This is a genomic window from Streptomyces sp. NPDC050625, from assembly GCF_040654755.1.
Taxonomy (GTDB): Bacteria; Actinomycetota; Actinomycetes; order Streptomycetales; family Streptomycetaceae; genus Streptomyces.
Genome location: NZ_JBFAIQ010000072.1, coordinates 1 through 14277 on the forward strand (window position 1 = coordinate 1; position 14277 = coordinate 14277).

13 protein-coding genes and 1 pseudogene are annotated in these 14277 nt (G+C 70.6%); 5 read left to right on the plus strand and 9 right to left on the minus strand.

What is annotated here, in order from left to right:
* The 3 genes from AB0I54_RS47070 to glgB all read left to right on the plus strand — a co-directional run.
* Positions 1 to 227: alpha-glucosidase C-terminal domain-containing protein (locus AB0I54_RS47070; RefSeq protein ID WP_363302564.1), on the plus strand; the 227-nt coding region annotated here is incomplete at its 5' end.
* 87 nt (positions 228 to 314) lie between these two features.
* Entirely contained in the window at positions 315 to 1715 is a 1401-nt protein-coding gene (locus AB0I54_RS47075; protein WP_363302565.1) for a maltokinase, read from the plus strand.
* Between the two features lie 27 nt (positions 1716 to 1742).
* On the plus strand, positions 1743 to 4250 hold the full coding sequence (glgB, locus tag AB0I54_RS47080) for a 1,4-alpha-glucan branching enzyme (protein WP_363302566.1): 2508 nt from the start codon (positions 1743 to 1745) through the stop codon (positions 4248 to 4250).
* On the opposite strand, the gene AB0I54_RS47085 is transcribed toward glgB, so the two are convergent.
* The 5 genes from AB0I54_RS47085 to AB0I54_RS47105 form a co-directional block, all read right to left on the minus strand.
* Positions 4225 to 6510, minus strand: a complete 2286-nt coding sequence (locus tag AB0I54_RS47085; RefSeq protein ID WP_363302575.1) for a UvrD-helicase domain-containing protein — start codon at positions 6508 to 6510, stop codon at positions 4225 to 4227. The genes glgB and AB0I54_RS47085 overlap by 26 nt on opposite strands.
* A 131-nt stretch (positions 6511 to 6641) precedes the next feature.
* Positions 6642 to 6956, minus strand: a complete 315-nt coding sequence (locus AB0I54_RS47090) for a thioredoxin domain-containing protein (protein WP_363302567.1) — start codon at positions 6954 to 6956, stop codon at positions 6642 to 6644.
* A gap of 14 nt (positions 6957 to 6970) precedes the next feature.
* Positions 6971 to 7399: a MerR family transcriptional regulator gene (locus tag AB0I54_RS47095; RefSeq protein ID WP_363302568.1), complete on the minus strand. Its 429-nt coding sequence runs from the start codon at positions 7397 to 7399 to the stop codon at positions 6971 to 6973.
* A 29-nt stretch (positions 7400 to 7428) separates the two neighbouring features.
* Positions 7429 to 7572 carry a hypothetical protein gene (locus tag AB0I54_RS47100; protein WP_363302569.1) on the minus strand — a complete coding sequence of 48 codons (144 nt, stop codon included), beginning with the start codon at positions 7570 to 7572 and terminating at the stop codon, positions 7429 to 7431.
* 140 nt (positions 7573 to 7712) lie between these two features.
* The gene (locus tag AB0I54_RS47105) at positions 7713 to 8342 is read right to left on the minus strand and encodes a maleylpyruvate isomerase family mycothiol-dependent enzyme (protein ID WP_363302570.1); all 630 of its coding nucleotides are present in this window, start codon (positions 8340 to 8342) and stop codon (positions 7713 to 7715) included.
* Between the two features lie 91 nt (positions 8343 to 8433).
* Here AB0I54_RS47105 and AB0I54_RS47110 point away from each other — a divergent pair, with 91 nt between their 5' ends.
* Positions 8434 to 8874 carry a MarR family transcriptional regulator gene (locus tag AB0I54_RS47110; protein ID WP_363302571.1) on the plus strand — a complete coding sequence of 147 codons (441 nt, stop codon included), beginning with the start codon at positions 8434 to 8436 and terminating at the stop codon, positions 8872 to 8874.
* Between the two features lie 12 nt (positions 8875 to 8886).
* On the opposite strand, the pseudogene AB0I54_RS47115 reads toward AB0I54_RS47110, so the two are convergent.
* The 4 genes and pseudogenes from AB0I54_RS47115 to AB0I54_RS47130 all read right to left on the minus strand — a co-directional run bounded on the left by AB0I54_RS47115 (position 8887) and on the right by AB0I54_RS47130 (position 13348).
* Positions 8887 to 9418 (minus strand): annotated as a pseudogene (locus tag AB0I54_RS47115) (SMI1/KNR4 family protein).
* Positions 9419 to 9453: 35 nt separating this feature from the next.
* Positions 9454 to 10218 (minus strand): DUF2127 domain-containing protein, encoded by a 765-nt coding sequence (locus AB0I54_RS47120; RefSeq protein WP_363302572.1) that lies wholly within the window; start codon positions 10216 to 10218, stop codon positions 9454 to 9456.
* A 123-nt stretch (positions 10219 to 10341) separates the two neighbouring features.
* Entirely contained in the window at positions 10342 to 11535 is a 1194-nt protein-coding gene (locus tag AB0I54_RS47125; protein ID WP_363302573.1) for a transposase, read from the minus strand.
* A 139-nt stretch (positions 11536 to 11674) separates the two neighbouring features.
* A complete protein-coding gene (locus AB0I54_RS47130) occupies positions 11675 to 13348 on the minus strand; it encodes an MFS transporter (RefSeq protein WP_363302574.1) in 1674 nt (557 codons plus the stop codon).
* Between the two features lie 178 nt (positions 13349 to 13526).
* On the opposite strand from AB0I54_RS47130, the gene AB0I54_RS47135 reads away from it, so the two are divergent.
* The gene (locus tag AB0I54_RS47135) at positions 13527 to 14144 is read left to right on the plus strand and encodes a TetR/AcrR family transcriptional regulator (protein ID WP_363302576.1); all 618 of its coding nucleotides are present in this window, start codon (positions 13527 to 13529) and stop codon (positions 14142 to 14144) included.
* The last annotated feature ends 133 nt before the right edge of the window (positions 14145 to 14277 follow it).

Here is a 14277-nt window from a genome sequence, read left to right on the forward strand (position 1 = left end):
CGGTCCTCGCCTTCCTGCGCGAGCACGAGGACGACCTCGTCCTGTGCGTGCACAACTTCTCCCGCTTCGCCCAGCCGACCGAACTCGACCTGCGGCGGTTCAACGGCAGACACCCGGTCGAGCTGTTCGGCGGAGTGCGCTTCCCGGCGATCGGCGAACTGCCGTATCTGCTGACCCTGGCGGGGCACGGCTTCTACTGGTTCCGGCTCCGCAGGGAAACCGCATAGTCCACCCCCGGGTGGAGCGGTTTCCCCTGCCCCACCCGGGGCACCCATCAGTCACACCCCGACGCCCCGGGGAAAGGACGCGCTGCCATGGCGGAAACGGTCACACCTTCCGGCACGACAAGTCCCGGCCACCTCCTCGCGTCGCTCGATCCACTGCTGCGCGAGTGGCTGCCGAGGCAGCGGTGGTTCGCGGGCAAGGGGCGCCCGGTCACCGGCTTCTCCCTGGTCTCGGCCACCGAACTGCTGCCCTCCGACGGCAGGCTGGGCCTGCACCATCTGCTCGTCCGTGCCCATCAGCCACCCGTCCTGGGCGCCGCCGTCCACCCCGGCGACTGCTACCAGCTCCTGATAGGAGTGCGCGAGGCGCTGCCGCCCCGGCTCGCGCCCGCGCTGATCGGACACGTGGAGGAAGGGCCACTCGCCGGACGCACGGTGTACGACGCCCTGTACGACCCCCGGCCCGCCGAGGTGCTCCTGGAGGCCCTGCGCACCCAGGCCCGCATCGGCGGGCTGCGCTTCGAGCGGGACAGGCGCCAGGAGATACGCGACGGCCTGGTGGCCCGCATGATGACCGCGGAACAGTCCAACTCCTCGGTCGTCTACGGCGACACCTTCATACTGAAGCTGCTGCGCCGGATCGTCCCCGGCGACAACCCCGACCTGGAGATACCGCTGGTCCTGGCCCGCAAGGGCTGCGCCCGGGTGCCCGCGCCGACGGCGTGGCTGATGGCCGACACCGGCGAGCCCGCCCAGGAGTCCTATGTCCTCGCCGTGCTCCAGCCGTTCGTGCGGGGCGCGACGGACGGCTGGGAGCTGGCGCTGCGCGAGCTGGCCAAGGGCGAGGACTTCACCGCCGAGGCCCGAGCGCTGGGCCGGGCCACCGCCGAGGTGCACACGGCACTCGCCGACGCGCTCCCCACGGCCACCCTGGGCCATGTCCAGCTGCGGCTCCTGGTGGACGGCATGGTCGAGCGGCTTGAGGCGGCCGTACAGGCGGTGCCGACGTTGGGGCCGTACGAGCCGGGGCTGCGCTCCGCCTACGAGGCGCTGGCCGAGCTGGCCGCCGAGGGCCGCACCTGGACCGCCCAGCGCATCCACGGCGATCTGCACCTCGGCCAGTGTCTGCGCTCGCCCTCCGGGCAGTGGTCGCTGATCGACTTCGAGGGCGAACCGGCCCGTCCGCTGGCCGAGCGGCGCATGCCGCAGCCGACGGTGCGGGACATCGCGGGGATGCTCCGCTCCTTCGACTACGCGGCGCACTCGGCGACCTCGCCGGCCCCGGGATGGGCGGCCGCGTGCCGGGCCGCGTACTGCTCCGGGTACGCCGAGGTCGCCGGGCGCGACCCGCGCACGGATCCCGTTCTGCTGCGGGCCCACGAGACCGACAAGGCGGTCTACGAGGTCGTCTACGAGGCCCGCCACCGCCCCGACTGGCTCCCCGTACCGATGTCGGCGGTACACCGCCTCGCCCTGTCCGACCAGCTCTGACCTCACCCTCGCCCAGGAGGCTCGTCCGTGACCCCCAGCCCCCCGTCCAGCGGTTCGGATCCGAAGAATCCAAAGAAGACGGCGGCCAAGAAGACAGCGAAGAAAACAGCCGAGACGTCGGCCGAGGCGACCGGGAAGCCAACGGCCGCAAAGCCTGCGGCCGCCGGTAAGGCAGCGGCCAAGAAGACGGCCGACGCGAAGAAGGCGACGGCCAAGAAGGCCGGGGTCAAGAAGGCCGCAGCCAAGAAGGCCCCGGCGAAGAAAGCCTCCGCCAAGAAGGCCGCCCCGAAGAAGGCGGTCACGAAGAAGGCGGTCACGAAGGCGGCCGCCGCTCCCGCCGAAACCGCCGTGTCCCCCGCCCTGGACGCCGCCGACCGCGAGCGGCTGCTGCACGGCACGCACCACGACCCGCACTCCGTCCTCGGCGCCCATCCGGTGCCCGGCGGGATCGCCGTCCGGGCCCTGCGTCCGTACGCCCGGTCCGTCACGGTGGTGTCGGGCCGTCTGCGGGCCGAACTGCACGACGACGGCGACGGCTTCTTCTCCGGGCTGCTGCCCCTGATCGGGGTCCCGGAGTACCGGCTGCTGGTGGCGTACGACGAGACGGTGCGGGAGACCGAGGACGCGTACCGCTTCCTGCCCACGCTCGGTGACCTCGATCTGCATCTGATCGGCGAGGGCCGGCACGAGCAGCTGTGGCGGGCGCTGGGCGCCGAGCCGATGACGCACCAGGGCGTGGCCGGCACCCGCTTCACCGTGTGGGCGCCGAACGCGCGGGGCGTACGGCTGGCCGGTGACTTCAACTTCTGGGACGGCACGGGCCACCCCATGCGGTCGCTGGGCTCCTCAGGGGTGTGGGAGCTGTTCGTGCCGGGCATCGGCGAGGGCGAGCTGTACAAGTTCGAGATCACCCGCCAGGACGGCTCCCGCACCCTGCGCGCCGACCCGCTGGCCCGGCGCACCGAGGCCCCCCCGAACACCTCCTCCATCGTGCACGCCTCCCGGTACGAGTGGGGCGACACGGAGTGGATGGCGCACCGGGCGGACACTCCGGTGCACGAGGCACCGTTCTCGGTGTACGAGATCCACCTCGCCTCCTGGCGCCCCGGCCTGACCTACCGCCAACTGGCCGAGCAGCTCCCCGCGTACGTCAAGGACCTCGGCTTCACCCACGTCGAGCTGATGCCGGTCGCCGAGCACCCCTTCGGCGGCTCCTGGGGATACCAGGTCACCGGCTTCTACGCCCCCACCGCCCGGCTGGGCACCCCCGACGACTTCAAGTACCTGGTCGACGCCCTGCACCGGGCGGGCATCGGTGTGCTGATGGACTGGGTGCCGGCTCATTTCCCACGGGACGACTGGGCGTTGGCGGAGTTCGACGGACGTCCGCTGTACGAGCACGAGGACCCGTTGCGGGCGGCGCATCCCGACTGGGGCACGCTGGAGTTCGACTTCGGCCGCCGCGAGGTGCGCAACTTCCTGGTGGCGAACGCCGTGTTCTGGTGCGAGGAGTTCCATATAGACGGGCTGCGGGTGGACGCGGTCGCCTCGATGCTCTACCTCGACTACTCACGTGAGCCGGGCCAGTGGTCGCCGAACGAGCACGGGGGCCGGGAGAACCTGGACGCGGTGGCGTTCCTTCAGGAGATGAACGCCACCGTCTACCGCCGCAACCCGGGCGTGGTGACGATCGCGGAGGAGTCGACCGCGTGGGACGGCGTGACGCGCCCCACCCACCACAGGGGCCCGAGCGGCTTCGGCGGTCTGGGCTTCGGGCTGAAGTGGAACATGGGGTGGATGCACGACTCGCTGGAGTACATGCGGCACGAGCCGGTGCACCGCAAGTTCCACCACCACGAGATGACGTTCTCGATGGTGTACGCCTACAGCGAGAACTACGTCCTGCCCATCTCCCACGACGAGGTCGTCCACGGCAAGCGTTCACTGGTGTCGAAGATGCCGGGCGACTGGTGGCAGCAGCGGGCCAACCACCGTGCGTACCTGGGCTTCATGTGGGCCCACCCCGGCAAGCAACTCCTCTTCATGGGACAGGAGTTCGCCCAGGGCGCCGAATGGTCCGAGGCCCACGGCCCCGACTGGTGGCTGCTGGACCCGGCGTACGGCGCCGAGTCCGACCACCGCGGCGTCCGCGACCTGGTCCGCGACCTCAACGCCGTCTACCGTACGACCCCCGCCCTGTGGCAGCGGGACACCGACCCGGCCGGCTTCCAGTGGATCGTCGGCGACGCGGCGGACGACAACGTCTTCGCCTTCCTGAGACTGGACGCCGAGGGCAACCCCCTCCTGTCGGTCTCGAACCTCTCCCCGGTCGTCCGCCACGACTACCGCCTCGGCGTCCCCGAGGACGTCCCCGCCTGGCACGAGACCCTCAACACGGACGTCGGGAGATACGGCGGCGGCGACGTCACCAACCCCGACCCGGTCAAACCGGAGCCGCAGGGGGCGCACGGCCGCCCCGCGAGCATCCGGCTGACCCTGCCGCCACTGGCTACGGTGTGGCTGCGACCTGCCTGAGCCCCTCGGGCAGCGTGCCCTTGTGCAGCACACCGAGCCGCTGTGTCGCTCGGGTCAGGGCCACGTACAGGTCGCTGGTTCCATAGCTGCCCGGCTCCACCACCAGGACGGAGTCGAACTCCAGGCCCTTGGCCTGACGCGGATCGAGAAGGACGACGGTCCGCGTCAGGTCGGGCTCGGCGCCCGCCGTCACCCCGTCCAGCCGTGCGGCCAGCTTGCGGTGCAGATGGCGCGGGGCGATGACGGCGAGCCGGCCCTCGTCGGGGGTCAGTTCCTTCACCGCCTCGGCCACGGCGCCCGGCAGGTCGTCGGTCGCGCGCACCCACGGCCGTACGCCCGTCGACCGCACCGAACTCGGCGGCTCGAAGCCGGGGTCCTCGGCGCGCACCACGGCCGCCGCGACCTCCATGATCTCTGCCGGGGTCCGGTAGTTGACGCCCAGCCGGGTGTGCTCCCAGCGGTCCTCGACGTACGGCTGGAGGATCTTCTGCCAGGAGCCGACGCCCGCCGCCTCCGCGGTCTGCACCGGGTCGCCGACCAGGGTCATCGAGCGGGTCGGGCTGCGCCGCATCAGCAGCCGCCATGCCATCGGCGACAGCTCCTGCGCCTCGTCGACGATGATGTGCCCGAACGCCCAGGTCCGGTCGGCCGCCGCGCGCTCGGCGGCGCTGCGGTGGTCCTCCTCCTCATGGCGCTCGGCGAACCGCTCGGCGTCGATGATGTCGTGCGCGGACAGGACCTCCGAGCCGTCGGGATCACTGTCCTCCTTGTCCTCGAACTCGTACGTCCGCGAGGCGTACGAGACGTCGAGGACGCCCTGGGCATAGGCCACCTGGGTCTCCCGCTCGCGCTCCGCCCGCGCCCGCGCCGACCGCTCGTCGACCCCGAGCAGTTCGGCCGCCTCGTCGAGCAGCGGTACGTCCGCCACCGTCCACGCCCGTGTGGTCGGGCGGCGGATCGCGGCCGCGTCCTCGTCCGAGAGGTAGCCCACGGGGTCGGCGAGGAAGTCCGCGACCAGTCGCTGCGGCGTCAGGCGCGGCCACAGCTGGTCGACGGCGGCCCACACCTCGGGGTTCTCGGCGAGTTCGTCGCGGATCTGGGTGATGTCGCTGGGGTCGAGCAGATTCGTGCCGTCGTACGGGTCGGTGCCGATGCGTTCGGCCACCATGTCGGTGAGCGTGTTGAGGATGTGGCCCTCGAAGTGCTCGCGGGCGACGTTGTGCGGCAGCCGGGCGGCACGGGTGCGCTCACGGGCCACCTTCACCAGGCCGTCGTCGAGCATCAGGACCTCGCGGTTGTGCTCGATCGCGATCACCGGGTCCGGCAGCGACTGCCAGTCCCGTACTACCTCGGCGAGCACGTCCGCCATATCGGCACGGCCCTTGATCGCGGCCGCCTCGCGGCTGTCGGTCGCCGTCGCCTTCACACCCGGGAAGAGTTCGCCGACCGTGGCCAGCAGCACGCCCGTCTCACCGAGCGAGGGCAGCACCTCGCCGATGTAGCCGAGGAACGCGGGGTTGGGGCCGACGATCAGGACGGCCCGCTTGGCGAGCAGTTCCCGGTGCTCGTAGAGGAGATACGCGGCGCGGTGCAGCGCGACCGCCGTCTTGCCGGTGCCGGGTCCGCCCTCCACCACCAGCACCCCGCGGTGCGGCGCCCGGATGATCTCGTCCTGCTCGGCCTGGATGGTCTGCACGATGTCGTTCATCCGGCCGGTGCGCGCGGAGTTGAGCGCGGCGAGCAGCACGGTGTCCCCGGTGGGGTCCTCGTGACCGGTGCGGGTGGCGTCGCCGAGGTCGAGGATCTCGTCGTGCAGGGAGGTGACCCGGCGCCCGTCGGTGGCGATGTGCCGGCGCCGGCGCAGCCCCAGCGGGGTGTGCCCGGTGGCCAGATAGAAGGGGCGGGCGACGTCGGCCCGCCAGTCGATGAGGACGGGGGTGCGCTCGGCGTCGTCGGTGCGCAGGCCGATACGGCCGATGTGATGGCTGGTACCGGAGGTCAGATCGATACGGCCGAAGCAGAGCGAGCCGTCCACGGCGTTCAGCGCGGCGAGCAGCCCGGAGCGCTCGGCGACCAGGATGTCCCGCTCCAGCCGGGCCTGCATGGGCTTGTCACCCTGCGCGAGGGCGTCCGCGACGGAGACCTCGGTGTCGCCGCGGAGGGCATCGACGCGCGCGTACAGTCCGTCGATGAATTCCTGCTCGTGCCGCAATTCATCGTCCGGAAATTCGGTGTTTGACAATTCCGCTCCCGCCCGGATATACTGTGCTCACTGAACTTCACCGCGCCTCAATGCATTTGAAGTCGCGAATCATTGAATATACGCACAGAAATCCCCCGAGCGCAATTGCTCGGGGGATTTTTTGCGCGCCCGTCGCTTTACCAGACGTCTTACCAAACGTCGGAGAGCTCCTCCAGAAGCCTGCGCCTGGGGCGCGCCCCGACCATCGCCTTCACGGGTTCACCGGCGCGGAACACCATGAACGTCGGCATCGACAACACCTTGTACGCGTTGGTGGTCAACGGATTGGTGTCCACGTCCAGCTGCACGACCTTCAGCCGCTCGCCCTCCTCTGCGGCCAGCGCCGTGAGCACCGGCCCCATCTGCCGGCACGGCGGGCACCAGTCCGCGGTGAACTCCACCAGTACGGGCAGCTCCGAGCCGAGCACCTCCGCCGCGAAGTCCGCGTCCGTCACCTCGGTCACACCGTCCGCCTTGATCAACGCTCCTGCCCTCCCAGTTCGCACAGCGGCTCCGGACCTCCCGGAACCAGCGCCTCGGCGGCCAGTTCGGCCCGCGCCCGCTCGGCGCGGACCAGCTGCCCGGCGACCGTCTCCCGCACCGCCCGCAGCTCCCCGATGAGCGCGTCGAGCTCGTCCAGCTTGCGCCGGTAGACCGCGAGCGAGGCGGGGCACGAGTCACCCTCCGGGTGCCCGGCCCGCAGACACTCCACGAACGGCCGCGTCTCCTCCAGGTCGAACCCGAAGTCCCGCAGCGTCCGTATCTGGGTGAGCAGCCGCAGGTCGGACTCGTCGTACGACCGGTGCCCCTTGTCGTCGCGCCGCGCGGGCAGCAGCCCCCGCGACTCGTAGTACCGCAGCGCCCGCGTGGTGGTTCCGGCCCGTGCTGCCAGCTCGCCGATTCGCATGGGTACGACCGTAGGCGTTGACGTCGGCGTCAGGGCAAGGCCGGTTCGCCGCCGTCTCGCACCCCGAGCAGCCGGCGGGTCACGCGGTCACGGTCGGAGAGGAGCTCGTCGAGGGCCTCGCGGACGTCCTCCGGCTCGGTGCGGGTCGACTCGCGCTCCGCCGCGATCAGCACGGACCGCCGTACCAGCTCCTTGGTTCGCCGAGCCGTTCACCACGAGCCGGCGAAGCGGCGGGCCCGGTCGCGAACCCGCCGCTTCACTCCCCCGTGATCCCCCGCGGTTCCCCCGTGGTCCCCGGTGATCCCTGGGTGTCTCACTGCTCCGGTACGGCGGTCCGCTCGAACCACTCGCGCGCCGCTTCCGGACGCCCGGTGAGTCGCAGGAGCAGGGCCGCGATCGGGCCGTGGACCTCCTCGCCCTCGCCGCGCGTCCACGCGATGTCCGTGGCGACGAGCCGGGCGCGCGGGAGGGGCCATGGCCGGGGCGGGACGCGCATGGTCCACACCCGGTCGGCGGCGTCGCGGGCGGCCTCACGGGGCATCTCGCGGGTCCGGCCGAGAGCGAGGGCGATGTCCTGGCCGTGGACGAGGACGTCGAGGAGGGACTCGCGGGGCGTGGTGAGCGGTGCCGTACGGCGGGAGCCGACGAGTGAGCGCAGGTGAGCGACGATCTCCTCGACCGGTGCCTGTCCCTCGCGGACCGAGGCGTCGTGGATCATCCGGTCGAGGTTGCCGCGGGCCCGGACGAGTTCGCCCAGCACCTGCCGATGGCTGAAGCGCGCGCCCATGGTCAGATGCGCGGCGACGTCCCGCACCCGCCAGTCCCCACACCGCGTCCGCGTCTCCCACTCCTCGGGACTCAGGCCCGCCAACAGGTCGGCCAGACCGGCCCGCTCGCGGTCGACGACCTGCCAGAGCTCGTCCACGTCCAACGCCACGCCCATGCGGATCACCGCCCACTCAAGTGGTAAGCTTCTCTGACCAAATTAGTCAGAGGCTCTGACCAAAGTCAAGGCATGCGAAGGGGTGTCGACGGTGGTGGCGGAGAGCGAACTCAACACGGGACTGCTCCTGTTCATCCCGTACCGGGCCCTGGAGAACCGTATCTTCGGTGTGCTCGCCGAGGCCGGCTTCGACGATTTCACGCCCGCCCAGGCCCGGGTCCTCCAGCGTGTCGGCCCGGACGGCACACGGCTGACGGAACTGGCGGAACAGGCCCAGATCACCAAGCAGACCGCGGGCTTCCTGGTCGACCAGCTGGAGAAGGCGGGCTATGTACGCCGGGCCCCGGACCCGACCGACAAGCGGGCCCGGCTGGTGTGTCTGGCGGAACGGGCGTGGGCGGCCAAGGAGATCGCCGACGCGGTGGTCGCCGAGGTGGAACGGGAGTGGGAGACCCATTTGGGCAAGCGGCGCATGCAGCAACTGCGCGAAGCGCTGACCCTGCTGCGGGAGATCACGGATCCCTGGGCGTAGACCTGACCCGCCTCAACGGCAGAGTTCGTCGAGATCCTCGGCAAAGGAGGGGAACGCGGCACGGGCCTCGGCAACGATCTCCAGGGCCGGCCGACGCGGGGTGCTCGCATGGCGCGCGGCGAGTTCGGCCAGACCGGGGTCGGGCCCAGCCGAGCGCTCCTCGTCCTCGTGCAAGGGCGGCCTCCCGAGGGCCGTAGCCGTCGGCCAGCACCCACAGAAAGTCGGAAAGGTTTCCCGCGACCAGGCCACACTCGCCCTCCGAGCCCATGAACACCACGGGCTGCTCCACGAGCGGACGGCCCGGCCGGGCGAACCAGACGGCGGCGAGACCACCGGAACCGTCCCGACCGAAGACCCGGTAGGCGCCGCCGTCGAGTTCACGGTTGCCGGTCCACAGCCGCACCCAGTCGGTGGTCTCTTCGGCGGAGTCGAAGACGGGGTACGGCTCGAAGTCGACGCCCTCACCGTCGGCGTAGTCGAAGTCGACCCGCGCCACGTCGGCCAGGGCAGGAGGAAGGCGGCGGTCGTCCTCTGTCACGTGCATCCGCGCAGGGTATCCGTCGCCACGGACAGGCGCCCCTAGACCGCCACCCCCGCCGACTCCTCCACCTCCATCAGCGAGGCGCTGTGCCGCTCCTCGTCGAAGGCCTTGCGGCCGCCCCGCAGGCCGAACAGGCGCTTGGCGAGGGCGATGTAGAGGACCGCGAGAATGTTGAGGACGAGGGTGGTGATCTTCAACCAGCTGATGTGCTCGGTGAGTTCGTAGACCTCCAGCGGGAGGAACGCGGCGGTGGCGACCACCGTGAGGTACTCCGCCCAGCGCTTGGCGTACCAGAGGCCGACCGCCTCGACGAGTTCGATCACCGCGTAGGCCAGCAGCAGGGCGGCCACCAGCAGCAGCGTGGAGTGCTTGTAGCCGAAGGCCTTCTGGATGGAGCCGACGACCGGTGAGTGGTCGAGGTCGTAGTGGAAGTGCTTGAAGACCGGGCGGAATACATCGAGGTTCTCGTTGAAGAGCCGTCGTACCGCGTCCTGGCTGTTGCTGAACTTCCACACCGCCACCGCGACCAGCACGATGAACACGCCGCGCACGGCCCGCTCGATCGACAGGAACCGCAGGATGAACAGGTCCCGCAGTACCTTCCCTCGCGGCACAAGCGGCGCATCGGCGGCCGGTCCCGAACCGTGCGGCTCACCGAGCACGAAGTCGCCGCAGCGCAGACAGCGCCATACGTCGCCGAGGGCGGTCTGGGCGTGCAGCCGCTCCCGGAACCTCGGCTCGTCCGGCACATACGTCACGTGTCCCTTACGTGCGCAGTGCCGCCGGTCCCAGTCGATCTTCATCCCCCGTGCCTCCACGCATACATACGAGCAAACGAACACGCAAAAATATGAACGTGCCGTTCCGGCTGGTCCGGCACGGCACGTTATTGACTGCTCCCCTCCCGGGGGAAGGGGATTCCTGGCTCAGGCCGCCTCTTGGAGCAGCGCTCCAAGAGGCCTTACGCCATCCACACCAGCCGGGGCCAGACCAGCCCGGACGAGCATCACACGCGCGGATTTCTTGTCCCTTGGAGAGACGGATCCGCACGCGGTGCAAGTGTAGGTGCGTTCCGACAGCGGAAGTGCGTGCTTGGTTCTCGCTCCGCACCGTCCGCAGTCCATGGTGGTGTGCGCGGGATGCACCAGACGCACGTCCCGCCCGTGCTTGCGGCCCATGTCCAACAGGGCCTTCTTCGTCACGCCGATCGCAGCATCCGCCGCCTTGCGCGCCATCGACGTCTTCGCAAGGAACTTCGGCTTGAAGTCCTCCACCGCGATCGAGTCATGGTCCCGCACCACCTTCTTCGCCCACTTGCGGGCCCCGTCCTGCCGCTGGCGGGCAATCTTCTGGTAGGTCTTCGCCCGCCACTTCTTCGCCTCCCGATACCCCTTCGACGCGGCCCGCCCATTCTTCGGCCTGCGGCGGGCCATCATCCGGTCATATCGCGACAGCTTCGCCTTCGCCTTCTTGCCGTGCTCGGGGTGGGGCTGGTCGTGGGTATCAGACGTGGTGGTCGCGATCTCCTTCACGCCCCAGTCCACACCGACCACTCGGCCGGTTTTCGGCAGCGGCTCGACACGAACAGGGACGACGAAGGAGGCGTACCAGTCACCAACCCCGTCCCGGAACACCCGCACTGACGAGGGCTCGACAGGCAACTCCCGCGACCACACCACCCTCAGCACGATCCCGCCTGCCAGGTGGAGCCGCCCGTCCCTGAGCCGGAAATTGCGCCGCGTGTAATTCAGACTCGGATCAGCCTCATGCTTCTTCTTGTAGCCTGGCATCCCCGCCCGCTGCTTCACCGGCAGCCGTTCCCTGATGTCCTTGAGCGCTTTCGCCCGGGACTTGCCGAAGTCACGGATCAGTTGCTGCTGCGGCACGCTGGCCCCCTCGGCCAGCCACGGTGTGACCGCGCGGGCCTCGGTCAACATCCGATCCAGCCGTGCCGCACCGCACTCCTCGCCCTCCGCATGGGCCTTCTTGGAGCGAGCCACGCACTCGTTCCACACCCACCGGCACCGGTCCCAATCCCCCAGCAGCCCCGCCCGGGCCGTTGCCGACACCCGCAGCCGGTAGGTGTACCGAACATGCCCCACCCCGTCCTCTTCCTTCACCACCAGACCGTACGTACGCCAAACGAACACCCGCACCCTAATCCCGCCTCCGCCACCCCAACCAGGGAACTTAGGTACAGACGTTCGACCCCTGACTCCACCAGGCAGGCCATGCGGCGTTCCGCAACGGGTGCGCGGGTCAACCAGCCGCGCTGTCCACCAGTTCCCGCTCCTCTTCCCGTACCGCCGGAACAGCCGACTCTTGGCGGGGGAGCAGGGAGGCCACCAGGACCGTGCCGACGCCCAGGACCACCGCGCCGACCAAACTCGTGTGGGCCACCGCGTCCGAGAAGGCGGAGCCGACCGCGTCGGCCATCTGACGGGCCCCCGTGGCCAGTTGAGCCGATTGTTCCTTCAGCTTCGCGGCCTGTTGCGGGTCGGTCGCCTCGGCCGCCTGCACCGCGAGTCGGCGCGCCTTCCCGCCGATGGCCTGCGCGACCGCGTAGCCCGCGCCGACCGAGTCCTGGGCGGTGGTCAGGGCGTCCGCCGGGAGCCTGCTGCCCGCGGTGGCGTCGGTGAGGTGGTTGCCGTACGACGTCGACAGCAGCGAGCCGAGGATCGCGATGCCGAGCGAGCCGCCGAGCTCCAGCGAGGTGTCGTTCACCGCACCGCCGACGCCGAGTTCGGACTCCGGGAAGGCGCCCATGATCGCGTCCGTGCAGGGCGAGAGGGCGAGCCCGATGGCCAGGCCGAGCACGATGAGCGGGGCGACGAAGTCGTCGTACGACGAAGCCGCGTCCACCCGGGTCAGCAGGGCCAGCGCGGTCGTGCCGCCGACCATGCCCGCGGTCACCGTCCACTTCATGCCGACGCGCGGAGTGAGCCAGCCGGTCAGCGCCGAGCCGACGAAGACGGCGCCCGCGAGCGGGAGCATGCGCAGACCGGTGCCGAGCGCGTCGTATCCGAGCACGAACTGGAGGTGCTGAGTGAGGTAGTAGAACGCGCCGAAGACGGCCAGGAAGAAGAGGGCGACCGCGAGGTTGGAGCCCGCGAACCGGCGGTCGGCGAAGCGGCGCACGTCCAGCACCGGACGCGGGTGGCGCAGCTCCCAGAAGACGAAGGCCACCAGGCCGGCGCCCGCTGCGACCGCGGCGCTCACGGCCTTCACGCCCCAGCCGAAGTGCGGCCCCTCGATGATCATGTAGACCAGCGAGCCGGTCCACAGCACCGACAGCAGCCCGCCGACGTAGTCGATCCGGTCGTGGTGACCGGCCTTGGACGGCGGCACGAGGACGAAGGCACCGACGATCGCGACCGCGGCGACGGGCACATTGATCAGGAACGTCGACGACCAGCCGTGGTCGCGCAGCAGCGCGCCCGCGACGACCGGACCGGCCGCGATGGCGAGTCCCGCGGTCGCCGTCCACAGGGTGATGGCCTTGGCCCGCTCGGCGCGCGGGAAGGTCGCGGCGAGCAGGGACAGCGTGGCGGGCATGATCAGCGCGGCGCCGACGCCCATCACGGCACGGGCCGCGATGACGGCGGTGGCGCTGTCGGCGAGGTAACCGGAGACGGCCCCGCCCCCGAAGACCACAAGCCCGAGGACCAGCGCGCCGCGCCGGCTGTACTTGTCGCCGATCGCGCCGAGCAGCAGCATCAGCGCGGCGTACGGGACCGTGTAGCCGTCGATCACCCACTGCAGGTCGGCGCTGGACAAACCGAGTTCCTCGGTCATGTCGGGGGCCGCAACCGTGAGGGCGGTGTTGGCCATCACGATGATCAGCAGGCTCAGGCAGAGCACCAGCAGGGCCCACCAGCGCCGGGCGTAGGGGCGGTCCGTCCTTTCGACCGGTTCGTTCATGACGAGTGGCATGGGCAGGGGTCGCCTTCCTCACAGGTGCACACGACGGGGCGGACGCACACCACGACACTTGCACAGCGGCGTGCAATTGCACAACGATGTGCAATGTACGGCTACTGCACAGCGTTGTGCAAATGAAGGAGGTGAAGCCATGCGGAAGCACCGTGAGGCCCTCCGCGGGGCAGGCAGAATGGCAGCCATGACCACGGGTAACAGCTCTCGCGCGGACGCCAACCGGCGCCGCATCCTCGACATCGCCCTCGCCGAGCTGCTGCGCGACCCCGACGCCTCCATGGACCAGATCGCGCGCGCCGCGGGGGTCGTACGGCGGACGGTGTACGGGCACTTCCCCAGCCGCGAGGCGTTGATCGGCACACTGATCGACGACGCGGTGGAGGCGTTGGCGGCCGCGCACGCGGCGGGACGCGAGGGGGTCGACGACCCGGCGGAGGCGGTGGCCCGGTCGGTGCTCGCGGTCTGGGAGATCGCCGACCGCTACCGGCTGCTGGTCGCGCTGGCCCAGCGCACGGTCACCGTGCAGGGCATCCGCGAGCGCCTCACGCCGGTCCGCGAAGCCTGCGCCGAGGTGCTGCGACAGGGCCTGGAACAGGGGACGTTCAGCTCGCCGCTGCCGGCTCCGGCGCTGGCGTACGTGCATGAACAGATGCTGTTCGCGGTGATGGAGGCGGTGAACGACGACCTGCTGGCAGCACCGGAGGCGGGCCGCTCCGCCGCGGTCGCCGTGCTGGCCGCGTCGGGCGTGCCCGCCTCCCTGGCCACCGCGCTGGTGGCGAAGCTGAGCGAGTAGACGCCGGGGAGGGCGAGTGGACGCCGGAATGGGCAAACAGAAGCCGGGCGGCTGAGCTTCGGGGGGAGACTCAGCCGCCCGGGGCGGTGGGCCGGGCGCCCGCCCCGCGGTCAGGCCCGGGCCGGCCGAAAGG

What these genes read in the sequence shown, in the direction of transcription:
- AB0I54_RS47095 (WP_363302568.1), bottom strand. Translation starts at nt 7,399, where the DNA reads ATGCGAATCGGCGAGCTGGCAGCACGGGCCGGAACCACCACGCGGGCG.
- AB0I54_RS47135 (WP_363302576.1), top strand. Translation starts at nt 13,527, where the DNA reads ATGGCAGCCATGACCACGGGTAACAGCTCTCGCGCGGACGCCAACCGG.
- AB0I54_RS47075 (WP_363302565.1), top strand. Translation starts at nt 315, where the DNA reads ATGGCGGAAACGGTCACACCTTCCGGCACGACAAGTCCCGGCCACCTC.
- AB0I54_RS47130 (WP_363302574.1), bottom strand. Translation starts at nt 13,348, where the DNA reads ATGCCACTCGTCATGAACGAACCGGTCGAAAGGACGGACCGCCCCTAC.
- AB0I54_RS47120 (WP_363302572.1), bottom strand. Translation starts at nt 10,218, where the DNA reads ATGAAGATCGACTGGGACCGGCGGCACTGCGCACGTAAGGGACACGTG.
- AB0I54_RS47105 (WP_363302570.1), bottom strand. Translation starts at nt 8,342, where the DNA reads ATGGGCGTGGCGTTGGACGTGGACGAGCTCTGGCAGGTCGTCGACCGC.